This is a genomic window from Kribbella sp. NPDC055110 (genome assembly GCF_053607525.1).
The window spans coordinates 155,739-178,338 of the sequence record NZ_JBSGTS010000008.1 but is presented as its reverse complement, the minus strand read 5'-3'; the positions used below and the strand labels follow the sequence as shown (position 1 = coordinate 178,338).

17 protein-coding genes are annotated in these 22,600 nt (G+C 67.4%); 12 read left to right on the top strand and 5 right to left on the bottom strand.

Features of this window, described 5'->3' with window-relative positions; genetic code table 11:
• Positions 1 to 212 precede the first annotated feature (212 nt).
• The 4 genes from ACWF0M_RS15310 to ACWF0M_RS15295 form a co-directional block, all read right to left on the bottom strand.
• A complete protein-coding gene (locus ACWF0M_RS15310) occupies positions 213 to 1,043 on the bottom strand; it encodes a DUF72 domain-containing protein (protein ID WP_452236281.1) in 831 nt (276 codons plus the stop codon).
• A 2-nt stretch (positions 1,044 to 1,045) separates the two neighbouring features.
• Entirely contained in the window at positions 1,046 to 1,579 is a 534-nt protein-coding gene (locus ACWF0M_RS15305; RefSeq protein ID WP_452236280.1) for a GNAT family N-acetyltransferase, read from the bottom strand.
• A 69-nt stretch (positions 1,580 to 1,648) separates the two neighbouring features.
• On the bottom strand, positions 1,649 to 2,728 hold the full coding sequence (locus tag ACWF0M_RS15300) for an inositol-3-phosphate synthase (RefSeq protein ID WP_452236279.1): 1,080 nt from the start codon (positions 2,726 to 2,728) through the stop codon (positions 1,649 to 1,651).
• Positions 2,725 to 3,309 (bottom strand): helix-turn-helix transcriptional regulator, encoded by a 585-nt coding sequence (locus ACWF0M_RS15295; protein WP_452236278.1) that lies wholly within the window; start codon positions 3,307 to 3,309, stop codon positions 2,725 to 2,727. The genes ACWF0M_RS15300 and ACWF0M_RS15295 overlap by 4 nt, the downstream gene beginning before the upstream one ends.
• Positions 3,310 to 3,524: 215 nt before the next feature.
• Here ACWF0M_RS15295 and ACWF0M_RS15290 point away from each other — a divergent pair, with 215 nt between their 5' ends.
• From ACWF0M_RS15290 to ACWF0M_RS15275, 4 genes are all read left to right on the top strand, one after another.
• The gene (locus ACWF0M_RS15290; protein WP_452236277.1) at positions 3,525 to 5,006 is read left to right on the top strand and encodes a short-chain fatty acid transporter; all 1,482 of its coding nucleotides are present in this window, start codon (positions 3,525 to 3,527) and stop codon (positions 5,004 to 5,006) included.
• A gap of 126 nt (positions 5,007 to 5,132) precedes the next feature.
• Positions 5,133 to 7,364: a transglycosylase domain-containing protein gene (locus ACWF0M_RS15285; RefSeq protein WP_452236276.1), complete on the top strand. Its 2,232-nt coding sequence runs from the start codon at positions 5,133 to 5,135 to the stop codon at positions 7,362 to 7,364.
• A gap of 172 nt (positions 7,365 to 7,536) precedes the next feature.
• On the top strand, positions 7,537 to 8,646 hold the full coding sequence (locus ACWF0M_RS15280) for a mannosyltransferase family protein (protein ID WP_452236275.1): 1,110 nt from the start codon (positions 7,537 to 7,539) through the stop codon (positions 8,644 to 8,646).
• Between the two features lie 47 nt (positions 8,647 to 8,693).
• Positions 8,694 to 9,008 (top strand): hypothetical protein, encoded by a 315-nt coding sequence (locus ACWF0M_RS15275; RefSeq protein ID WP_452236274.1) that lies wholly within the window; start codon positions 8,694 to 8,696, stop codon positions 9,006 to 9,008.
• Positions 9,009 to 9,170: 162 nt separating this feature from the next.
• Here the strand turns inward: ACWF0M_RS15275 and ACWF0M_RS15270 are convergent, their stop codons facing one another.
• A complete protein-coding gene (locus ACWF0M_RS15270) occupies positions 9,171 to 13,121 on the bottom strand; it encodes a GH92 family glycosyl hydrolase (RefSeq protein ID WP_452236273.1) in 3,951 nt (1,316 codons plus the stop codon).
• Positions 13,122 to 13,454: 333 nt separating this feature from the next.
• Here ACWF0M_RS15270 and ACWF0M_RS15265 point away from each other — a divergent pair, with 333 nt between their 5' ends.
• The 8 genes from ACWF0M_RS15265 to ACWF0M_RS15230 all read left to right on the top strand — a co-directional run bounded on the left by ACWF0M_RS15265 (position 13,455) and on the right by ACWF0M_RS15230 (position 22,591).
• On the top strand, positions 13,455 to 14,078 hold the full coding sequence (locus tag ACWF0M_RS15265; RefSeq protein WP_452236272.1) for a hypothetical protein: 624 nt from the start codon (positions 13,455 to 13,457) through the stop codon (positions 14,076 to 14,078).
• Positions 14,071 to 15,894, top strand: a complete 1,824-nt coding sequence (locus tag ACWF0M_RS15260) for a hypothetical protein (RefSeq protein ID WP_452236271.1) — start codon at positions 14,071 to 14,073, stop codon at positions 15,892 to 15,894. The genes ACWF0M_RS15265 and ACWF0M_RS15260 overlap by 8 nt, the downstream gene beginning before the upstream one ends.
• A complete protein-coding gene (locus ACWF0M_RS15255; RefSeq protein WP_452236270.1) occupies positions 15,891 to 18,647 on the top strand; it encodes an ATP-binding protein in 2,757 nt (918 codons plus the stop codon). Before ACWF0M_RS15260 ends, ACWF0M_RS15255 begins: the two co-directional genes overlap by 4 nt.
• Positions 18,644 to 18,901, top strand: coding sequence for a hypothetical protein (locus tag ACWF0M_RS15250; protein ID WP_452236269.1), 258 nt, complete (start codon positions 18,644 to 18,646; stop codon positions 18,899 to 18,901). Before ACWF0M_RS15255 ends, ACWF0M_RS15250 begins: the two co-directional genes overlap by 4 nt.
• Complete coding sequence (locus ACWF0M_RS15245) at positions 18,894 to 19,952, top strand: HD domain-containing protein (protein ID WP_452236268.1); 1,059 nt, start codon at positions 18,894 to 18,896, stop codon at positions 19,950 to 19,952. The genes ACWF0M_RS15250 and ACWF0M_RS15245 overlap by 8 nt, the downstream gene beginning before the upstream one ends.
• A 571-nt stretch (positions 19,953 to 20,523) precedes the next feature.
• On the top strand, positions 20,524 to 21,270 hold the full coding sequence (locus ACWF0M_RS15240; RefSeq protein WP_452236267.1) for a hypothetical protein: 747 nt from the start codon (positions 20,524 to 20,526) through the stop codon (positions 21,268 to 21,270).
• The gene (locus tag ACWF0M_RS15235) at positions 21,254 to 21,583 is read left to right on the top strand and encodes a hypothetical protein (RefSeq protein WP_452236266.1); all 330 of its coding nucleotides are present in this window, start codon (positions 21,254 to 21,256) and stop codon (positions 21,581 to 21,583) included. The genes ACWF0M_RS15240 and ACWF0M_RS15235 overlap by 17 nt, the downstream gene beginning before the upstream one ends.
• Positions 21,584 to 21,691: 108 nt before the next feature.
• Entirely contained in the window at positions 21,692 to 22,591 is a 900-nt protein-coding gene (locus ACWF0M_RS15230) for an NAD-dependent epimerase/dehydratase family protein (RefSeq protein ID WP_452236265.1), read from the top strand.
• Positions 22,592 to 22,600: the final 9 nt, after the last annotated feature.

Genomic DNA, 22,600 nt, shown 5'->3' with positions numbered 1-22,600 from the left:
AGAACCCACCATTCGAGGGGATATCCGGCCTTGTGACTGAGGTGTAGGAGGTCGCCGGTTTTAGCGGCGGCGCCAGGCTGCAGCTCGGCAGGATGTGTCGGGTGGACGGGTAGTGCACCTGGGCGTGAACGTGCCTGTGCGTACAGCGTTTCGCCGGCGCACTACCTGTCGAGCGTGCACATCTCACCGCCGTGGGCGGGTGGTCGGGGAGGTTAGAAGAGCGTCGGTGGTTCGGGTTCGACGGGCTCGGGGAGGGGCGGGAGGGTGGGGATGGCGGCGGCGACGGTTGCGTGGAAGTGGCGGGCGAGGTTCAGGGCTTCGACGTTGTCGGGGGTGTGCAGGAAGATCGTGGGGGAGCGGCCCTCGGAGAGCCAGGTGACGACCAGGTCGACGAGGTACGCCCAGCCGGCGACGGTTTCGGCTACGGAGTCGCGTCCGATGTAGCGGACGATCGGATGGCCGGTCAGGGCGCGGGTGCGGCGGGCTACTCGTGGCTTCTTCATCCAGGCGTCGCGCTCGGCGAGGCTGGTCGGGCGCTGGGCGAAGAGTGTGCCGGTGTCGAACGGGATCCACTCCGCGTTCGCCCGCGCGAGCACGCGTTCGAGGTTGACCGCGGCGCGGGGGTCTTCGAAGAAGTCGCGGTGCCGGACCTCCACGGCGTACCGGTGTTCGCGGGGTGCCTGGTGGAGGAACGCGGCGAGGGCGCCGAGGTCGGTCGGCGCGAACGCGGCCGGCAGCTGGATCCAGACCGCGTGGTTTCGGGGTCCGAGCGGCTCGATGGCGGTGAGGAATGCGCGGAGTACGGCGTCGACGTTGTTGAGGCGGCGTTCATGGGTGATGACCTGCGGCAACTTCACCACGAACCGGAAGTCGGGCGGCGTCTGCGCGGCCCAGGAAGCAACCGTCGACGCGGACGGTGTTGCGTAGAAGGTGGTGTTGCTCTCCACCGCGTTGCACCACGAGGCGTACGAACGCAACTTGTCCCGGGAAGGCTGCGGCCACGCGGCATGAGTCCACTGCGCGCAGCCGACGTACAGAGGCATGTTCAAAGCCTACGAACGTACTGGCGGCAGACATGCACGCGGGAGAACCGCTCACGCATCGAAGCCTCAGCCGAGATCGGCGCATGCAAGAACGCCGTGACCACCTTCCCCGGCGCCTCGAAGCCGTCGGCGTCGTCCTGCGAGGACTTGTAGACATGGAGATAGCGGAAGTTCTCCGTGAACCCCGACCGCCGATACCAGTCGTTCGCGGACGCATCCCCGCGCGTCCATGCATCCAGTACGTCGACCTGAAGCCGAGGGAGAGCCGCGTCGAGCAGCCGCGTGCCCAGACCGCGGCGCTGATACGAGGGATGGACGGCGAGGACGTCGATGGTGGCACGGTCCGTGAAGATCTCGACGTCCATCAGGCCGACCACCGTGTCGTCGTCGACGGCCACGAGACGATGTGCCGGGTTGTCGAAGACCGGGCGCTGCGTCACGACGTCGTCGTAGTACTCGGTGCTGAAGAAGCTCAGGAGGCGGCAGCGCAGCCAGCTGGTTGCGTCGGAGTTGTGGTACTCACGGATGTCGGTCATCCGGCGTCATGATGGCACGCTGCCCCGGCACCCGGGGTGGGTGTCGGGGCAGCGTTCGGTGCCGAGGGGTCAGCGCTCTACTTCGCCGCGGATGAACTTCTCGACCAGGTCGCGGCAGACGTCGTCGGCGTACTGCTCCGGCGGCGACTTCATGAAGTACGACGACGCGGACAGGATCGGGCCGCCGATGCCGCGGTCCTTGGCGATCTTCACCGCGCGGATCGCGTCGATGATGATGCCGGCCGAGTTCGGCGAGTCCCAGACCTCGAGCTTGTACTCCAGCGACAGCGGTACGTCGCCGAAGTTGCGGCCCTCGAGCCGGATGAACGCCCACTTGCGGTCGTCCAGCCAGGCCACGTAGTCCGACGGGCCGATGTGCACGTTGCGCGGGTCGATCTCGTCGCGCAGCTGCGACGTGACGGACTGGGTCTTGCTGATCTTCTTGGACTCCAGCCGCTCGCGCTCGAGCATGTTCTTGAAGTCCATGTTGCCGCCGACGTTCAGCTGGTACGTCCGGTCCACGGTGACACCGCGGTCCTCGAACAGTTTGGTCAGCACGCGGTGCGTGATGGTCGCGCCGATCTGCGACTTGATGTCGTCGCCGACGATCGGCACGCCGGCCGCGGTGAACTTGTCGGCCCACTCCTTGGTGCCGGCGATGAACACCGGCAGCGCGTTCACGAACGCGACACCCGCGTCGATCGCGCACTGCGCGTAGAACTTCGCCGCCTGCTCCGAACCCACCGGCAGGTAGCAGACCAGCACGTCGACCTGAGCTTCACGCAGAGCTGCGACCACGTCGACCGGCGACGCGTCGGACTCGGTGATGGTCTCGCGGTAGTACTTGCCGAGGCCGTCGAGGGTGTGACCGCGCTGGACGGTGACGCCGGTCGGCGGTACGTCGCAGATCTTGATCGTGTTGTTCTCGCTGGCGCCGATCGCGTCGGCGAGGTCCAGGCCGACCTTCTTGCCGTCGACGTCGAAGGCGGCGACGAACTCCACGTCGCGGACGTGGTAGTCGCCGAACTGGACGTGCATCAGACCGGGGACGCGCTCTTCGGGCTTCGCGTCACGGTAGTAGTGCACGCCCTGGACGAGCGAGCTTGCGCAGTTGCCGACACCGACGATCGCTACACGGATCGAGGTCATCTGGAATCTCCTTGGATAGGCGGTTGGTGCTGTTCAGGGGGCCGCTGTTGGCGCCGCTCGCCGTCGATCAGCTCGTTCAGCCAGCGGACCTCGCGCTCGGCCGACTCCAGGCCGTGCCGTTGCAGCTCGAGGGTGTAGGCGTCGACCCGCTCCGCCGTCCGGCTCATCGCCGCCCGGAAGTTGGCCAGCCGCTCCTCCATCCGGGCCCGGCGGCCCTCGAGGATGCGCAACCGGGTGGCCGGATCGGTCCGGCCGAAGAACGAGAAGCGGACGCCGAACGTGTCGTCCTCCCAGGCCGACGGGCCGGCTTCGTGCATCGCGTGTGCGAAGTAGTCCTTGCCGTCGGCGGTGATCGTGTACACGATCTTGGGCCTGCGACCCGACTCCGGCGTCCCGGGGTCGGCTGTGATCAGCCCGTTGCGGAGCATCGCCTTCAGACACGGGTACAGCGATCCGAACGACAGCACGCGTCCCCAGCCGAACTGGGCGTTGACGCGCTTGCGGAGCTCGTAACCGTGCATCGGCGCTTCGTGCAGCAGACCGAGTACGGCGAGCTCCAGGACCCCACTGCGGTTTCCCATGAGCCACCTCCCTCGGTCCAGTTTGTCATGACCTGATGTATCGGTTCGATACATCAGGTCGCCACTGTAAGCAGACCGGTGGCCTGTGGACAACTCTTGACAAACCAGACCTTTGTCACCTTCGCCGAGCGGCACGCCCAGGAAACCTGTTACGTCAGTCGCCGATCTGCGTTAATCGAATGACACTCAGCGTCGTAGCCCGGGAGCGGACGGTAATGACCGACAGTCATGGGAAGCACGCCAAGTCCGAGGTGGAAGCCGAGGGCGCCCTCGCCCGGCTGGCGCTGAGGTTCACCGCGTTCACCGAGAAGTGGCTGCCGGACGCGTTCGGGTTCGTCCTGGTCGGCACGTTCGTGGTGCTGTTGTTCGGACTCGTCACCGGCGAGCCGCTGCTGAAACGACCCGACGACCCGGCCGCGACCAAGGGTTTCGGGATGATCGATGCCTGGGGCATCGGGTTCTGGTCGCTGATCACGTTCACGCTGCAGATGGCGATGATCATCATCGGCGGGTACGCCGTCGCGACCAGCGGACCGATCGCCCGGTTGATCACCCGGCTCGCCCGGATTCCCAAGAGCCCGCGGACCGCAGTCGCTTTCGTCGCCGCGGTCGCGATGCTGGCGTCGTACCTGAACTGGGCCTTCAGTCTGATCTTCGCGGCGATCCTCGCTCGCGAGGTGGCCCGCAACGTGCCGAAGGCGGATTATCGCGCGCTCGGTGCGATGGCGTTCCTCGGGCTCGGGACCGTGTGGGCGCAGGGGCTGTCCGGCTCCGCGGCGCTGCAGGTGGCGAGCGCGAGCAGCAGTCCGCCGCCGGTGCAGGAGGTGATCAAGGCCGGCGGTCATGCCAGCGGCCTCATCCCGCTCAGCGACACGATCTTCACCTGGCAGGCGGTCGTCGCGACGTTGATCGTGTACGCCGTCGGCGTCGGGATGGCGTGGTTCGTCGCGCCGGGCGAGGGCAATGCGCGGACCGCGGAACAGATCGGGATCGAACTCAAACCGCTCATCGGCCGCGGGTCGGCGTACAACGGTCAAAGGAGCGAGACGCGTAGACCCGGTGATTGGCTCGAGCATTCACCACTGTTCAGTTTGCTGATCGTCCTGCTCGGCGCGGTCTACCTCGTCCGCTACTTCAGTGGGAAGAGTTTCTTCAACGCGCTGGACCTCAACACGGTCAACCTGATCCTGTTCCTGCTCGCGATGCTGCTGCACTGGCGGCCGTGGCGGATGGCGCGTGCGGTGCGCGACGGTGCTCCCGCGGCAGCCGGCGTACTGCTCCAATTCCCCTTGTACGGCGGGATTTTCGGGATGATCGCGTACACCGGGATCTCGGCGCGCCTCGCCGGGTGGCTGGTGCACGCGAGCAACCAGTTCCTGTTCCCGCCGCTGGTCGCGATCTACTCGTGCGTCCTCGGCATCTTCGTCCCGAGCGGTGGCAGCAAGTGGGTGATCGAGGCGCCCTACGTGCTGCAGGCGGCGAACGAACTGCGGGTCGACTCGGGCTGGATGGTCGTCGTCTACGACCTCGGCGAGGCGAGCGCGAACCTGCTGCAGCCGTTCTGGATGCTGCCGACGCTCGCCATCCTCGGCCTCAAGGCGCGCGACATCATGGGCTACACGTTCACGATGTTCCTGGCCTGCTTCCCGGCCGCGCTGATCGCCGTGACTTTGCTCGCACCGCACGTCACGGGGTAACCGTTTGCAGCGACTTTGGGTCCGGCCGGACCTGCTTGCTAGCATCCGGAGCGGATTCGGGCCTGTTACCACACCCACCGTAGTCTGTGGGGCAATGACTTCAGCGAGATCGTCGAGGATTGCACAGTGAGTGAAGCTCGTAGGAAGGCCGCCCCGCCGCGCAGGCGGAAGAAGCACTGGGCGGTCCGGGTGCTCGGTTGGCTGACCGCACTCGTCTTTCTCGGCATCATCGGCGCGGTCGCGGCCTTCTTCGTCATCTACCAGACGACGAAGATCCCGGACCCGAACAAGGAGTTCGCCACCAACACCACCACGGTGAGCTACTCCGACGGCAGTCAGCCGCTCGGCTCCTTCTACGAGCAGAACCGGCACACCGTGCCGCTGTCGCAGATCCCGAAGCGCGTCCAGGACTCGGTGATCGCGGCCGAGGACCGGACGTTCTGGACCAACCCGGGCATCTCGCCGAGCGGCATGGTCCGCGCGGCCGTGAACATCGCCCGCGGTCAGCAGTTGCAGGGTGGTTCGACGATCACCCAGCAGTACGTGAAGATCATGTACCTGACCCAGGAGCGGACGGTTTCCCGCAAGCTCAAGGAACTGTTCATCGCCACCAAGCTGGGCCGGCAGCAGGACAAGAGCAAGACGCTCGAGGGCTACCTGAACACGATCTACTTCGGCCAGGGCGCGTACGGCATCGCCGCCGCGGGGGCCACCTACTTCGATGTGAAGGATCCGAACAACCTGTCCGTCCAGCAGGCTGCTCTGCTCGCGACGGTGCTGAACAACCCGACGCTGTTCGACGTCACGGACCCCGACCCCCGGACCAAGGCGCGGATCATCGAGCGGTACCACTACGTCCTCGACGGCATGCAGCAGATGGGCACGATCACGGCGGCTCAAGAGAAGCAGTACGCCAACAGGCTCCCGGACCTGTCGAAGATGAAGAAGAAGAGCAGCCGGTACGCCGGCCCGAACGGCTTCCTGCTCGACATGGCTCGCAAGGAACTGGTGCAACGCGGCTTCGACGAGGACGCGATCACCGGCGGCGGCCTGAAGGTGACCACCACCTTCAATTACAGCCAGCAGAAGAAGATCCTGGCCGCCGCCAAGGAACAGCCGAAGAAGAACGCCGGCTTGCACGTCGGGATGGCCGCCGTACAGCCGGGCACCGGTCAGTTGCTGGCGATGTACGGCGGACCGGACTTCCTGAAGAGTCAGTTGAACTGGGCCACGACCAAGGCGAGACCGGGTTCGTCGTTCAAGCCGTTCGCGCTGGCCGCGGCGCTGAAGGACGGGAAGACGCTCTGGGACATCTACCAGGGCGACAGCCCGATCGTGGTCAAGGGGCAGAAGTTCGGCAACGAGCTCAGCACCGACTACGGCGACGTCACGCTGATGAAGGCGACCGAGCAGTCGATCAACACCGCCTTCTACGATCTGGTCGACAACGCCATGGAGAACGGCCCGGCGAAGGTGGTCGACGCTGCGGAGGCGGCCGGCATCCCGGCGTCGAAGACGCTGGAGAAGGACAGGGGCGCACCGGCAACGGTGCTCGGGCCGGACGCGTACGCATCGCCGGTCGACATGGCCAACGCCTACGCGACGTTCGCCGCCGAGGGCAAGTTCACGCCGCTGCACGTGATCAAGGAAGTCCGCGGCCCGGACGGCAAGGTGCTGTGGTCGGACGCGAGCGTCATGAAGCAGCAGAAGCAGGCCTTCACGCCGGAGATCGCCAACCTGGTGAACTACGCCCTGCAAAACGTGGTCAAGAAGGGCACCGGCACCGGCGCCAAGGACCTGGACCGTGCGGTGGCCGGCAAGACCGGCACCGCCGGTGGTGTCGCGGTCGAGGACCGCGCGGCGAACGCGAAGTGCGACGGCTGTAAGGACGGCTCGGCGACGCTGACGTCGTGGTGGACGGGCTACACGCCCCAGGAATCCACCTCGGTGCTGTACCGGGCCGGCGCGACCGGTGAATCGGACCTCGACCCGTACAGCAACGACCCGGCCTTCTTCGGTGGCAACTGGCCGCTGCAGACCTGGCTGGCGTTCATGAAGACGGCCCTCGACGGTGTGCCCCAGGCCGAGTTCAACGCTCCGGACAAGGACCAGATCAAGGACACGTCGACCCCGACGTACACGCCGCCTCCGAGTACGCCGCCGCCGAGTACGCCTCCACCCAGTACCCCGCCTCCGAGTACGCCGCCGCCGAGCACCCCGCCGCCGAGCACGCCGACCGGCAGGCCGACGAAGACCAAGCCGACGCAGACGACGACAACTCCGGTCATCCCGTCATTGCCGACCGGTGGGCCGACCAAACCCACCGATACGCCCAGAACGCCTGCCGGCAGTCAGTAGCGTCTGGGCACGGCTCCGGCCGGTGCATCCCGGATGAGGGACGATAGGGCTGTGACTCGGGCGGACTGTGGTGTGCGGCGGTGGTGGCGTGTTTGAGCGCTCCGCTGCCGGTGAGCCCCGGCCGCGGCGGGCTCGACGGGCGCGGGTCGACGGGGTTGGCTGGCAGCGGTGGATGCCGACGCCGCTGGCCCGGGAGGTGCTCGGGTGGTGGCTGGTCACCCGGGTGGCGCTGTTCGTGCTGTCGCTGTCCGCGCCACTCATGTTCAACCGGGGCAGCGACTACCCGAACGTGTGGAAGGCCTGGCTGCAGTGGGACGTCTGGCACCTGAAGGCGGTCGCCGAGTTCGGCTACAACAACGGTGAGCCGTCCGGTGCGCCGCTGGCCGCGTTCTTCCCGGGCTTCCCGTTGCTGGTCCGGCTGGTCAGCTACACGGGTATCGGCTACGTTGCCGCGGGCATCGTGGTGTCGGCAGTCGCCAGCGCCGTGGCGGGCGTGTACCTCGCGCGCCTGGCGCAGTACGAGTTCCCGGAGCTGAAGGGCATCGGCCCGAACGCGGCGATGATCTGGTACGGCGCTCCGGTCGGGGTCTTCCTCGCGGCCGGGTACACCGAGGCACTGTTCTGCGCCTTCGCGTTCCCCGCCTGGCTGGCCGCACGACAGGGACGCTGGGCGCGTGCCGCCGTCTTCGTCGCGCTGGCGTCCACAGTGCGGGTGTCCGGGCTCTTCCTGATCTTCGCGCTGCTCGTCGAGTTCGTGACCTCGAAGAAGCGTGACTGGCTGTCGCTGCCATGGCTGGCGCTGCCCGTCGTACCGGTCCTTGGCTTCATGGCGTACCTGAAGCAGATCCACGGCTCCTGGTTCGCCTGGCAGGACGCGCAGGAGAAGGGCTGGGCGCGGGAGTTCACCTGGCCGTGGATCTCGCTGATGCATACGTTCGAGGCCGCGAGCAAGGGCCACTTCCCGGCTGACCGCAGTGACTGGACCTGGATGTTCCGGGCCGAGCTGGTCACGCTGTTCGTCGCACTGGTGCTGCTCGCCTGGCTGTTCTGGCGCCGGTCCTGGGGTGAGGCAGCCTGGGTCGCCGCCACGATCGGTGCGTTCTGTACGTCGTTCTGGATCTACTCACTCACCCGGGCCACCCTGCTGATGTGGCCGCTGTGGATCGGCCTTGCGGTCCTGGCCAGACGCAGACCGTGGATCGGCCGCCTCTACCTGGCCGTGGCGATACCCCTGGCGGCCATCTGGGCGGCCGGCTTCTTCACCGGCCGCTGGTCCGGCTGAGTAGTTCTGCTCAGGCGCTGGACCTGTCCCGTACCTACCGTGGTGCCATGGAAGCCCGGACGATCGGCAGGGTCGCCCTGCAGGCGGTCTTCGTCGGCGTGATGGCAGGGGTCGCGTACGCGCTGATGCGTCAGTTCGGTGCGCCGCTGTGCCCGCCGACCGGGGTGAGTTGCGCGGTGGAGAACGGTGGCGCGCTGTTCGCCGTACAGCTCGGGGGTGTGGCGACGGCTCTGGCCCTGCCCGTGCTGGCGTTGCGGGCCGGTCTCGGGTGGGTGTTCGCGGTCGTCACGACGGCCGGAGTGCTGGCCGTGAACCTGGTCTGGTTCCTGTCGTTGTCCGACATGCGGACAGTTCTGGGCTGAGGCAACCCTCGGCAGGGTTCGAGCGTCGATAGGGATGAAGGGGTGGCAGTCCGGGCGGGGACCGCCACCCCTCATTAAGTTCCGTCGGAACCTCTCAGGGGCAGGCTCCGGCGGTGGACCACAGCGAGGGCGACGGCAGGTGCCGCCGCCCTCGGGTCATGTTCAGCCGTAGTTCCGGTCGATCGGCTGGGACGGGGTCGGGCTCGGCTTCGCCTCGGCGACGCGCTGGTCGCTCGGGTGGGTGCCGGTCTCGACGCCCTTCAGCGTGCCGAGCAGTTCGATCTCGGACAGCGTGACCCCGTCGGCGCCTGCCGCCGGGGTGAGCACCAGCCGGTACTGCGTGTACGCCTTGGGCGAGCTGATGCTGAAGGACCTCGTGTACGACGCCCACGCCCAGCTCTGCCCGGTACGGCGGTCGACTGTCGTCCACGTCGTACCGTCGTTCGAGCCCCCCAGCGTCCACGCCGACGGACCAGTGCCGGTCGCACCGCTCGTCAGCGTGTACATGCCGACCGGACGGCCCTGCGGCAGGGCGACCGTGACCGTCGGCGCGGCTCCGGTCAGGGTGACCTGTGTCTTCGAGTCGTTGTCGATCAGCGCAGAAACGTCGGCGCCGCCCGCACCGATCACCGCGCCGGTGTCGGAGGTCGAGTCCCGCCAGGTCGTCGGGTCCTCGCCCGGCTTGGTGATCGACGGCGGAGCGTCGTTGCGGCCGGTGCCCCACTTCGACGGCTGGTCGGTCATCTCGAACTCGATCTTGCCGCCGTTTGCGATCAGGTCGTGCGGCAGCGCGGTCGAGGTCCAGTTCTTCCCGTTGACCTTGACGCTCTTGACGTAGACGTTCTTCGAGGAGTTCTGCGGCGCGCTGATCACCAGCTTCTTGCCGCCGGCCAGCCGGACCGTCGTCTTGGTGAACAGCGGCGAGCCGATCGCGTACGACGGTGAACCGACCTGCAGCGGGTAGAAGCCGAGCGAGCTGAACAGGTACCACGACGACATCTCGCCGTTGTCCTCGTCACCCGGGTACCCCTGCCCGATCTCCGAGCCGGTGTACAACCGCGACAACGCCTCGCGCACGAGAGCCTGCGTCTTCCACGGCTGCCCCGCCACGTCGTACATGTAGGTGATGTGGTGCGACGGCTGGTTGCTGTGGCCGTACTGCCCCATCCGGACGTCACGCGCCTCGAGCATCTCGTGGATCGTGCCGCCGTACCCGCCGGTGTGCAGCGCGTCTTCCGGCGTACCGAAGAACTCGTCGAGCTTCTTCGCCAGACCGTCCCGCCCGCCGTAGATCGCGGCCAGGCCGGCCCCGTCCTGCGGTGTGGAGAACGCCATGTTCCACGCGTTCGTCTCGGTGTAGTCGTGACCCCAGTCCCGCGGGTCGAAGGTGCTCGGGGAGTTGCCCCAGACACCGTCCGGGCCCTTGCCCTGGAAGAAGCCGACGGTCGGGTCGTAGAGCGTGACGTAGTTGCGGGCCCGGTTCAGGAAGTACTTGTAGTTGTCCAGGTACTCCTGCTTGCGCGGGTCGTTCTTCTTCGCCTTGTCGTACAGCGCCTTCGACAGGTTCGCGATGCCGAAGTCGTTGATGTAGCCGTCCATCGACCAGCTGAAGCCCTCACCGGTGGTGTTGGCGGTGTAGCCGTTGAACGTGGACAGGTCCATGCCCTTGCGGCCGACGTTCTGCGACGGCGGTACGACGGACGCGTTCTTGACCGCCGCGTCGTACATCGCCTGGACGTCGATCCCCTTGATGCCCTTGAGGTAGGCGTCCGCGAAGGCGACGTCGGACGACGTACCGACCATCAGGTTCGCGTAGCCGGGGGAGGACCAGCGCGAGATCCAGCCGCCGTCCTTGTACTGCTGCACGAATCCGTTGACCAGATCCGCCGCCTCGTCCTGCGCGAACAGCGAGTACGCCGGCCACACCGTGCGGTACGTGTCCCAGAACCCGTTGTTCACGTACGTCTGGCCGGCCACGATCTTCGAACCGGTCGTGGTCGGGGTGTCGGTCCCCACCTTCGGCGAGGTCGGCGACGCGTAGGTGATGACCGGCTTGTCTTTGGATCCCGTGTTCTCGGAGCCGTTGTTCGGGTAGAGGAACAGCCGGTAGAGGTTCGAGTACAGCGAGGTCAGCTGGTCGGCTGTCGCGCCCTCGACCTCGATCGTGCTCAACTTGGCATCCCAGGCAGCCTGCGCGGCGTCCTTCACCTTGCTGAACTTGGATCCGGCCGGAAGCTCCATTTCCAGGTTCTTCCGAGCCTGATCGGTACCGATCAGCGAGGTCGCGAGCCGCAGCTGGACCTGCGTGGTCTTGGCGTCGAACATGAAGTAGCCGCCGACGTTCGCGCCGCCGCCGTTGGACAGTTTGCCCGAGGCAATCACCTTCTGGTCCACGACGCCGTACACGAAGAGCCGGCCGGCACCGGTGGACAGGCCGCTCTTGATGTCGCTGAACCCCGTGACCACACCGGTCGCCGGGTCGAGCGTCAGGCCGCCGCCGTTGTTCGCGTTGTCGAAGACCAGCGACGCCTTGCCGGCCGGGAAGCTGAACCGCAGCATCGCGGCGTGGTCGGTCGGCGCGATCTCGGCCGCGTTGCCGTTGTCGAACGTGACGCCGTAGTAGTACGGACGGGCGATCTCGTTGTCGTGGCTGAACGACCAGGCGCGAGCCTTCCGGTCCGCGGTCGGGGTGTCGGCCGTCGACGGCATCACCTGGAAGGTCTGCCGGTCACCCATCCACGGGCTGGGCTCGTGGCTGATCGACAGCGCCTGCATGGTCGGCCGGTTCGTCTCGTTGTTGCCCTTGGCGTAGTCGTACAACCAGGATGTCGACCCGGCGTTCGTCACCGGCGTCCAGAAGTTGAAGCCGTGCGGTACGGCGGTTGCCGGGAAGTTGTTGCCCCGCGAGAAACCGCCGGTCGCGTTCGTGCCGCGGGTGGTCAGCGCGAGATCCGACGGATGCTTGGCCGCGGTCTTCTGCGCCGCGCGGTCCGGGTTGATCGCGGCGGCGATCCGGACGTCGTCGATCCAGCCGCGGAAGTCGGCCGGCCCGGACGGCTTGTCGTACCCGACCAGGATCCGCGTGATCGTTTTGCCGGCGGCAACCTTGCCGAGATCGGCCTCGATGTTGTTCCACTGGTTCGTGTAGAGCGCCTTGGAGTCGCCCTGGCCGCGTGGGCTGAGGTCGAAGCCGTGGTGGTCCTTGGCCTTCAGGTCGCTCAGGTACGTGCCGTCGTCGAACGCGAGGTCGAGCGCCGCGTACGTGCTCGGGTAGCTCAGATCACCCTCGACGTGCTCCGGGAAGATCTTGTACGACAGGCGGGTGTCCTTGCCCACCAACAGGTCGACGTCGGACACCTTGTTCCAGGTGTAGCCGCGGCCGGTGCTGTCCTGGTGTCCGGCGTACCGGAAGGACTTGACGCCGGTGAAGCCGACGCGGGCGCGAGCGTTGTAGGCGCTGGTCGGTCCGGAGTCCAGCCGCGACTCGGCGACCGGACCGGGTGGTGGCAGCGGGGCGCCGTTCGACAGGTACCAGTCGGCGAGCTGGACGATGCCCTCGCCGTGGTTCAGCGTGATGTCCAGCTTGAAGTACGTGTACGCCGTGTCGTTGGCGAAGCTGTACTCCTTGGTCTGGAACCGGTTCTCGAAGCTCTGACCGGTCTGGGTATCCAGCGTGGTCCACGTGGTGCCGTCGTTCGAACCTGAGATGGTCCAGTTCTGCGGGTCGCGGCCGTCCGCGTCGTTCGCCGAGGTCAGCGCGTACTTCCTGATCACCACCGGGGCCGAGGTCTGGTAGACCAGCCAGCCGGTCGGTTGGAACACCAGCCACTTGGTGAACTTGTCGCCGTCGGCGGCGTTCGTGGCGATCTCGCCGCCACCGGTGTTCTCGCCGTTCGCGGTCACCTTGGTGACCTTGTCCATCTCGCTGCCGCCGATCCCGGTCGGCGTCGGGCCGCGCACCCCGTCGGTGCGGGGCTTCCCGTCCGGGCCGCTCTCGACGGCGTCGGTGTACCCCGGTTGCGGCTGACCTGGCTCGAACGAGGTGAAGTACGACGAACCGCTCACCACCGGCTGCTCCGAGGCAGCAGGTGACGCGGCATGCGCTGGCGTCATGGCAACAGACAGTGTCACAACCAGCGTGAGAGACGTGACGAGCCCCAGTGGGCGGCGGAGATTCATCGACGCTCCTTGCACATCTGGCCGGCACCACGGGACGCCCCCGTCCACCGGCATAGGTACGCGGCCCCGATGACAAGGTTGTCAGCCCACGCCCGGCCGGAATCGTCTCCCGCCGATCACGCGCGGTCAAGACTTCGTCGCGTTCGGTCCGCATCGGGCCGGAGTTTTCCACAAGTGGCAACGGGATCGGGCTGCGACAGGCACAGGCGGTAACTACAGTTACCTTGCGCGGTCCGCTGGGAGGCCGCACATTCTCGGGAGGATGTCGTGGCTGTGGAGCGTGCCGGGACGGTCCGTCGGCAGCACACCCATCTGCTCCTGCCCCACGCGGCGCTGGACGCACCGCAGCGAGCGCTGTTCGAGGTGGCGCTGCGCCCGGCCGGCTGGACCGCGGATCCGGACGACGCCTCGACCATGTCCCTGCGCTGGAATCGTGGCGACGCGGCGCTGCGCCTGCAGACGCTCGGCTGGTTCCCGCTGCTGGTGACGGTCGGTCCGATCGGGAAAGCGACCGGAGTCCACCGGGACGCCGCCGCGAGGCTGACCTCGGCGGCGCTGGCCGGCGGTGGGAAGAGCTTCACGGATCGGCAACTGGTCGAGTACCTGCCACAGGCACAGGCGCGCTGGCAGCGTGCGCTGCTCGAACGTCGACGGTTGTCCACAGCCGAGCGCCTCCTCCAGGCACGGCGTTGCTCGTACTGCGGGGCGTGGTCCGACATGGCGGCGACGCACTGTGCCGGATGTCGCCGGCGGTTCACCACAGCCGACGATGCGGAGCGGGACTCGACAGTCAGCCGCGCATCGGCAACGGTCCAGGAGGCGGAGGCGATCCTGGCAGAGCTGGCGCGTGGCGTGGTTCTGGACCGGCTGAACGGCGTGGCGCATGGCTGAGCCGGCAGTCGCGACCCGTCAGGCCGAGCAGTGGGGCTGGGAGTACCGCGGGCGGGAGGTCGTGGTCGTCGAGCAGCAGGACCCGCCTGTTCCCGCCGTACCGCCGCCGTCTGAGCTCGCGACGCTCGAGACAAAGCGTGCCGCTGCGCTGCGGATGCGCCCTGTTCTGACCTGGGCGATGGTCGCGGCCGTCGTCGCCACCGGGGTGGTGGGTGTCGTCGTGGATCCGTTGCTGGCGCTCGTGCCTGCCGCAGTGGCGATCGGCCTCGGCTGGTTGTGCTGGGGGCGGCCTGAGCTGCTCAGACGGGCCACCGTCAAGGAGCATCAGCTGTGGTTGGCCCACTGTGTCAGCACGATGGCCCGGTTCGAGCGCGACGTGCAGGCGTGGCAGCAGGACCTGAGCGATCGGGAGCAGACCAGGTCCCTGCAGGTCAGCGCCGTACGCCCGTGGGTGCCGGTCGGCCCGGTGACGAAGGAGCGCGTCGACCTGTACGGCGGGACCGCGGCGGGCTGGCGTGCTGCGTTGCTCGCGATGGGGAGCTCGCTGATGAGCGCCGGCGGGCGGCTGGTGGTTCTCGACCTCACACAGGACGCCGTGATCGAGCCGCTGCGCCAGATGGCTTCTGACCACGATGCGCCTATCCGGTCGGCTGTAGTACCGGACGAGGCGCGTTCGCTGAACCCCCTCGCCGGTCTGAGCGCTGACGAGATCGGTGTCGTGGTCGCGGAAGGCTTGCGCGCGGCCGAGCCGGAGCAGAGCGAGTCGCGTGGTGTCGACGCGACCTTGGTGCAGCAGGTCGTCGAGTGCCTGACGGATGCGCCGGTCACCTTCACGAGACTGCACCTGGCGTTCCAGGTGCTGCTGCGGCAGCTGACGCCGGATCAGCGGGCTTCGTTGACGCGGGCGGAGTACACAAGGCTGTCCGATCTTTTGAGCGAGGCTGCTCGGCGTACGGCGGAGGCGCGGCTGTTCCGGCTGGCTGCGGGTGTGCAGCGGCTGGCCGCGGTCACGGGCGACGCGCCGATGGACGGGTGGGAGGACGACGACGTCTCGCTGCGCGTGTTCGAGCTCTCGCATCGCGAGCCGGAACTCACCGCGTCGTTGCTCAGGCATCTGCTGTTCCAGATCACGATGGTCCGGATCCAGCGCGGCCAGTTGTCGGGGCGGGGCGAGCGGATCGTGGTGATCGCCGGAGCCGATGCGGTGGCGCGGCCGGAGCTGGAGCGGTTCGACAGCATTTGCCGACGCAACGGCATCCGTCTCGTACTGCTGTTCGCCCATCTGCGGGACAGCGCGGTAGAGCTCCTCGGTGGCGGGGACGCCGTACTGTTCATGCGCCTCGGGAACGCGAAGGAGGCGGAGCAGGCCGCGACCTTCATCGGGCGGCAGCACCGGTTGGTCGCGAGCCAGTTCACCTATTCACACGGGACGAACACGTCCACGTCGACATCGGACAGCACGACGCGCGGCAACAGCGCGTCGACGAGCGATTCGGTCGGCGTACAGACCTCCGACAGCCGGCAGGCGACGTTCGGGCTGCTGTTCAGTCGGCGGCATCGATCCGGGTCCAAGACCTCGGGCGAACAGTCCTCGTCGTCGACCACCGGTGGTACGTCGTGGTCGGAGGCGGTGTCGAGCTCGGCGTCGAGCGGGACCACGGAGAGTACGTCGGTCGGGTATCAGCGCACGTACGAGTACTCCGTCGAGCCGACGGTGCTGCAGGGGTTGTCGCCGACCGCGTTTGTGATGGTGGATCCGCTGGATCCGGCGAGTCCTCGGCTCGGTGACTGCGATCCGCGGTTGGGTGCCTCGTGATTGCTCCTGGTGTTCCGCGGTGGCGTGTTGCCTCGGTGCCGTTGGCGGGCGGGCCGGACGCGGATGTGGCGCAACGGCTGACGGCGCTTCGGCGCGGGTTGTTGCCTGCGCTGATGTTGCAGGCGTCGGCGGGGCAGCCGTTCAGTTGCTGCTGGACTCGGGCGGTTGCCGGTGGGCCGATCGAGGTTCGGGTCGGTCTTGAGCCTGTGGACGGCGCGGTTTCCTACCCGGTGGGTGCGCGGGCGGTCGCCGCGGACGAGGTTGAGTTTCCGTGCTGGGTGGGTGTGGACGGCGTGCACGACGTACTCACTGCGCTGCCAGAGGCCGAGGTCGAGCCCGCTGGGACGCTCGAGGATCTTGCTGAGGCGTTGCCTGCTTTCGCTTGGCTGGTGCGGGCTTCGCCGCTTGGCGTGGAGGAGCGGGGCGAATTGCTCGACGATCTTCATCTGCGGATGACGATCGGGCTGGACCGGGAGAAGATCTCGGGTCGGGACGCACTCGAGCTCGAGCGGAGCCGGGCTCGTTACCGGGACTTCTCCGCGGCGCAGGGCGGGCTGTGGTCGGTACAGATTCTTGCTGGTGGGGTTGATGAATCCGGCGCGGCGCTGGCGGCGCGGACCTTGGCCGGGACGGCTGACTTGCACGCCACGCCGTACGCCCTGACTGTTCACCCTGAGAGTCGCGCCTTCGAGGCGACTGGGGAGTTGCTGGCGGCGGTTGCGCGGCCGCCGGTGCGGGAGATCGCCGGTGTCCGCGTGGTCGAACAGGTGCGTTTCGACCTGACGCCCGAGACGCCGCCGGACGGGATCCCGCTCGGTGACGTCATCGACGCGTCGGGGCGCGCGGTCGGGACCATGACCGTTTCGCGGGACACGTTGAACCGGCACGCGTTCGTTGCCGGCGCCACCGGTTCGGGCAAGTCGCAAACGATCCGCCACCTGCTCGAGGGCCTGACGGCGGCCGACGTACCGTGGCTGGTGATCGAGCCGGCGAAGGCGGAGTACGCCGGGATGGCCGGCCGGCTGGGTCCGGAATCGAGTGTCGCTGTCGTGCGGTTGGGCGATCCGGACGCCGTGCCGCTGAGCCTGAATCCGCTGGAACCCGAGGCCGGGTTCCCACTGCAGACACACCTCGACCTCGTCCGCGCGCTCTTCCTCGCCGCCTTCGAGGCGAACGAACCTTTTCCACAGGTACTCAGTCAGGCGCTGACCCGGTGCTACACGTCGTACGGCTGGGACCTCGCGCTCAGCCGCGGCGGACCGCAGTACCCCACGCTCGCGGATCTGCAGCTCACCGCCCGCCAGGTCGTCGACGACATCGGGTACGGCGCTGAACTCGCCGCCGACGTCCGCGGCTTCGTCGACGTCCGCCTCACCTCCCTGCTCCTCGGAACGCCCGGCCGATTCCTCGGCGGCGGCCACCCGCTCGACGTCGCGGACCTGCTCAGCCGGAACGTCGTACTCGAACTCGAGGACGTCGGCGACGACCAGGACAAGGCGTTCTGCATGGGCGTCGTCCTGATCCGCCTGATCGAACACCTCCGCGTCCGCCGCGGGCCCGCCTCCGGCCTGCGGCACGTCACGGTCGTCGAAGAGGCCCACCGGTTGCTCAAGGCAAGCACTGGCGACGCCGGCGGCACCGCCGGTCACGCGGTCGAGATGTTCGCGGGCCTGCTCGCCGAGATCCGCGCGTACGGCGAAGGCATCGTCGTCGCCGAGCAGATCCCCGCCAAGGTCATCCCCGACGTCGTCAAGAACTCCGCCCTCAAGATCCTGCACCGCCTCCCCGCCGCCGACGACCGCGAAACCGTCGGCGCCACCATGAACCTCGACACCCCCCAATCCCGAGCCGTAGTCTCCCTCCCACCCGGCCAAGCCGCCACCTTCACCGACGGCATGGACCGCCCTATCCTCCTCCAATTCCCCTACGGTCAACCCCGCGAAAAACGCCTGGCCTCACCACCGACCGTTGCCACCACCGCCTGCCGGACGGCTGCCTGCGGGGCTGTCTGCCAAGTCGCGCCCTGCAGCACTCGCGCCATCGGCGATGCAACTGCGTTGCTTGCCGACTCCCCGCAACTGACCTTGTGGGTGGAGCTCCTCACTGTTGCTCACGTCGCCGGCCTCCCCAGGCCGTTGCTGCGGTCCGGTCCGCTGCTTCCGGAGGGCGCGTCCGACCGCCTCCGGGAATGCGTCGTGGCCGAAGCGGTCACCCGAGCGGTCGGCGCCCGATCACACCTGATCCGCGCGGACTACGCACCGGACACCTTGGCGGAACATCTGGCGGACACCGTCACACGCGCACTGGCCGGCGGCGCGCCTGCATGTCCAGTCGCCTTGGAAACCTATTGGCAAGCCGGCCGCTACCGCTTCACCGACGTACCGCCGGCCCTGTACCACTGGCAAGGCCGTCGAGACCGCCCGCACCCAACGACCTCCACCTGGCAAGCCCGCGGCCTGGACCTGCACGGCACCACCATCGACGAGCAACTGCTGAGCTACGCCGTCCGTGCCGGCAGCCGCCTGCCCGCCGCCGAACTCCTCTGGGGCGACGGCAACCTGTCGGCCGCGATCGACAAACTCTCGGGTGCGCCAGATCCCACATCCCGCCTCATCGCAGCGGCCGGCCGTCTACACATCCCTGACGCGTGGCACCACTACATCTTCGACCTGGCCACCACCGCAGACACCCCCTCCCATGCAAGCCGAGGCGGCGGCCCTGGACCAGGACGAGACAAGGAGCAGATGGCATGACTGACGCGGACAACCTGTGGGTCGGCATCGGGGACGCGGTGGTCGATGGCGACCTCAAGGCGGCGTTCGTCGTAGATGCCCGCCGCTATGCCGACGACGCGGCCGCACGCGAGGTGATCAAACAGGCCGGGGCGGCGCTGCGGGAGCGAGGGATGGCCGGCCAGTTCGAGTTCCACGAGGTCACGGCCGATGAGCCAGTTCCGTTCGATCTTCCCGGGTGGGACGACTACCGGGACCGTGCGCTCCATGGCTGACGTGCGTATCTTCCCCGGTTGGGGCGACTGGAGTGCTGCGGAGACCGACCTGAGGGCGGTCGTTCCGGATCAGATCGTTGGCGAACTGGACGTGGCGTTCGATGCCGCGGTCGGGTGGCACGAAGGTCAGACCAGACCGGCCGGCGAACCCTACTGGCAGCATCTGCTTCAAGTGCTGCAGGTACTGGCGAGCGGACTCGGCGTCCAGGACGTCGATCTGCTCAGGGCTGGGTTGCTGCATGACGTGGTCGAGGACACTGCGGGTACACGGGGCGACTTGGTCGCGCGGTTTGGGGAGCGTACGGCGGGGTTGGTGGATGCGGTCACGATTCCGGAGGTTCGTTCGGGTGAGTCGAAGGGTGACGTGCGGACGACGTACCTGGAGAAGCTCGCGCGGGCGCCGCGGGACGTGTTGGTGTTGAAGCTGTCGGATCGGTACAGCAATGTGCAGCGGTTGCACACGCATCCGCGGGTCGCGAAGCAGCGCTCGTACTATGCGGAGACGGTCGAGCGGTTCGTTCCGTTGGCGGCTGTGGATGAGCGGCTGGATGGGTTGTTCACGCGTTGGGCGGACGCGTACTCGTACCTCACGGGTCCGGTTGACAGCGTTGAGAGCGCCGACAAACTCGCGGCGGCTCTTCATCGGGAGCAGGTGGACAAGAGCGGGGCGCCGTACGTCGATCATGTCCGCGGTACGGCGGCGATTGCGCGGGCGAACGGGGCCCGTGCGGACCAGCAGATCGCGGCGCTGCTTCACGACACCGTGGAAGACACCGGCTGCACGCTTGACCAGTTGCGCGACCTCGGCGTACCCGCTCCTGTCGTGGACATGGTCGACGCGCTCACCCGCCGACCCGGCGAATCCCACGACACCTATCTGACTCGCCTCACCCGAACGCCCGATGCCGTACTCGTCAAGCGAGCCGACATCGAACACAACAGCAGCCCGTCCCGCCAGAGCCGGCTGGATCCGGCAACCCAAGACCGTCTGCGTCAGAAGTACGCCCACGCCGTACGAGTTCTCGACGAGGCCACCAGCCCCCATGGATAGCCGCCGCCCCCGCGCCGACAACTCCATCCCCGACACCTCTCACCCCGACAGCTCCGCACCTCGGCACGACGGCGACCCGATTCCAAACCACCGCCCACAGCTCACCAACGCACCCAAAACCTCCTCCAACCGAAACGACCGCCCACCACAGCCCAACCCCGCCGACGAGCGCCGAGCCTCCGACCAGCACCGAGACCCCGACCAGCGCACAGAGCCCGAAGACCGCCAGGAGGTCGACCGTCATCCGTCGGACCAACCTCCCGAGCCGCCCTCAACCGACTCCCACCAGGACCCCTTCGCGTCCTATCCCCCCGAACTCCGCGCCCACATGCACCACGACGACACCCTGGCTCGCCTGCAATACCTCAGCAATCCCCTCCCTGAACCCGACCTAGGCCGAGGGCCCCAACCGACGGACGCTCCAGCGGCCGGTCAGGCCGACGTGAGGCAAGACGACTCGGCCTCGCGGGCCGACCAAGGCAGCGCGGATGAAGGTGCTGCGGGCTCAGCTGGTGAAGTCAGCGCCCGTACGGCGGACGGAGCGACCGAGGAGCCGGACAGCGCGAAGTCAATGGCCACCGACGACCGCGAAACCGCTACAGCCCAGGCCGATGAGTCCGCGCAAGAACCAACGTCAGACCCAGCCCGGGATGCCCCAAGGCCGTCGCCCGACGAGTCAGCCGAATCCAGCGCCGACGGGACCGGCGCCTCAACCGATCCCACCGACACCGCAACTCCGACCAACACGGACAGAGACAGCACCATCACGAGCGACGACGCGACCCCGACCGTTCGGGATCCTTCTGACCAGGTGTCTGCTCTCAAGGGTTCTGATCGAGGTGGTGAGGACCCTGCGCAAACCCAGGATGCAAGTGAGAAGGACGAGAGGCCTGCCGGCCGGGAGCCGAGCGCCGACGTACCGGCGACGACAGTGGATCGCGATCGGCATTGGCATGAACTTGGATACGATCCTGCGATCGGCAAGTTCCGGCATGGTGAAGCCGAGACAGCCGTGCGCATCGAATCCCAGCGAGACGTTCGTCTAGAGCGCGCTCGGATCGACGAGTCATACGACTGGATCGACTCGCACGGACGTACCTATGATGCCGTCGGCAACTTCTCCGCGCGGTATCTCGATCGTCAGTGGGAGCATTTCAAGACGAAGGTAGAGCATCACTTGGAGAAGGCGGATTACGTTCCAATCGATGTTGCAAGGTTCACTCCTGAACAGCGGGAGCGGATTCGTGACACGTTCGGTGGGTACTACCCGCGTGTGTTCATCGTCGGAGACGAGGAGTTTGATGGCCGGGACGATTGAGCTTGGTGAGAGTGATCGGTGGGATGTCCCGTCGTGGGCTTTCAACTTCGTGTTGGATTATCTCGTCACGAGGCTCGACGGCGAGCCGATCGCAGAGGAGTTGCGGGAAGTTGACGAAGAGAACATCGGCTTCCTGAACATCGGCGAACTCGAGCCTCCGGTGCGGACCCGGGTTCTGGCGTTGCTTCGCGACGGTCTTGTCGCCGATGCGGAGAAGCGTCTCCCGGAGGATCTTCCCGGACGGTTCGGCGGAATCGCTCGGCTCAAGGAATTGGCCGATCTGGCGGATGCGGCCCTGGGGTCCAACGGATAACAGCACCGCGTACCCGCACAGACCACCGACCGCGGTGACGCCTCGTGATCGGATGGTGGATGGGGATGAGTGTGGGCGGGGGTGTGGGGGCGCGGGTAGGTTGAGGGTATGGACGAACGTGTGCTGGTCACGGGGGCGTCGGGGTTTGTGGGGCGGGCTGTTGTGGGGGCGTTGCGGGGGCGGGGGGTGTTGGTTACTGCGGTGGATCGGGAGCCGCCGGATTCCTCTTGGGATGACGGGGTGACTGTGGTGACGGGGGATCTTGCGGAGCAGGAGACTTGTGTTGGGGCGTTCGAGACGCGGCCTACCGCGGTGGTGCATCTGGCGGCGTTGACGTCGGTGTTGCGGTCGGTCGATGCGCCGATGCAGACCTTCGCGCAGAACGTGACGATCACGCAGGTGCTGCTGGAGTTGAGTCGCGGTAGTGGTGTGGACCGGTTCGTGCTGGCGTCGACGAACGCGGTCGTGGGGGATGTCGGTACGGCGACCATCACGGCGGATCTTCCGCTGCGGCCGTTGACGCCGTACGGCGCGACGAAGGCGGCGGGTGAGATGTTGCTGTCGGCGTACTCGGGCAGTTACGGGATGGCGACCGCGGCGCTGCGGTTCACCAATGTGTACGGGCCGGGGATGTCGCACAAGGACAGCTTCGTGCCGCGGATGATGCGGGCGGCGTTGGGCGGTACCGGCGTACGGGTGTACGGCGACGGGCGGCAGCGGCGGGACCTGGTCTTCATCGACGACGTGGTGAACGGGGTGCTGCTCGCGCTCGACAGCAGGTACGACGGGCGCGCGATCATCGGATCCGGGCGGTCGGTGTCGGTGCTGGAGATGATCGACGCGGTGCGGGCGGTGACCGGGTGCCCGGTGCCGGCCGAGCATGTCGAGGCGCCGGCGGGCGAGATGCCGGCCGTGGTCGTGGACATCACCAACGATCTTGGGTACAAGCCGACGGTTTCGTTGGAGGACGGTCTGGCTCGGACGTGGCAGTACTTCAAAACCCAGTGAGCAAGCTTC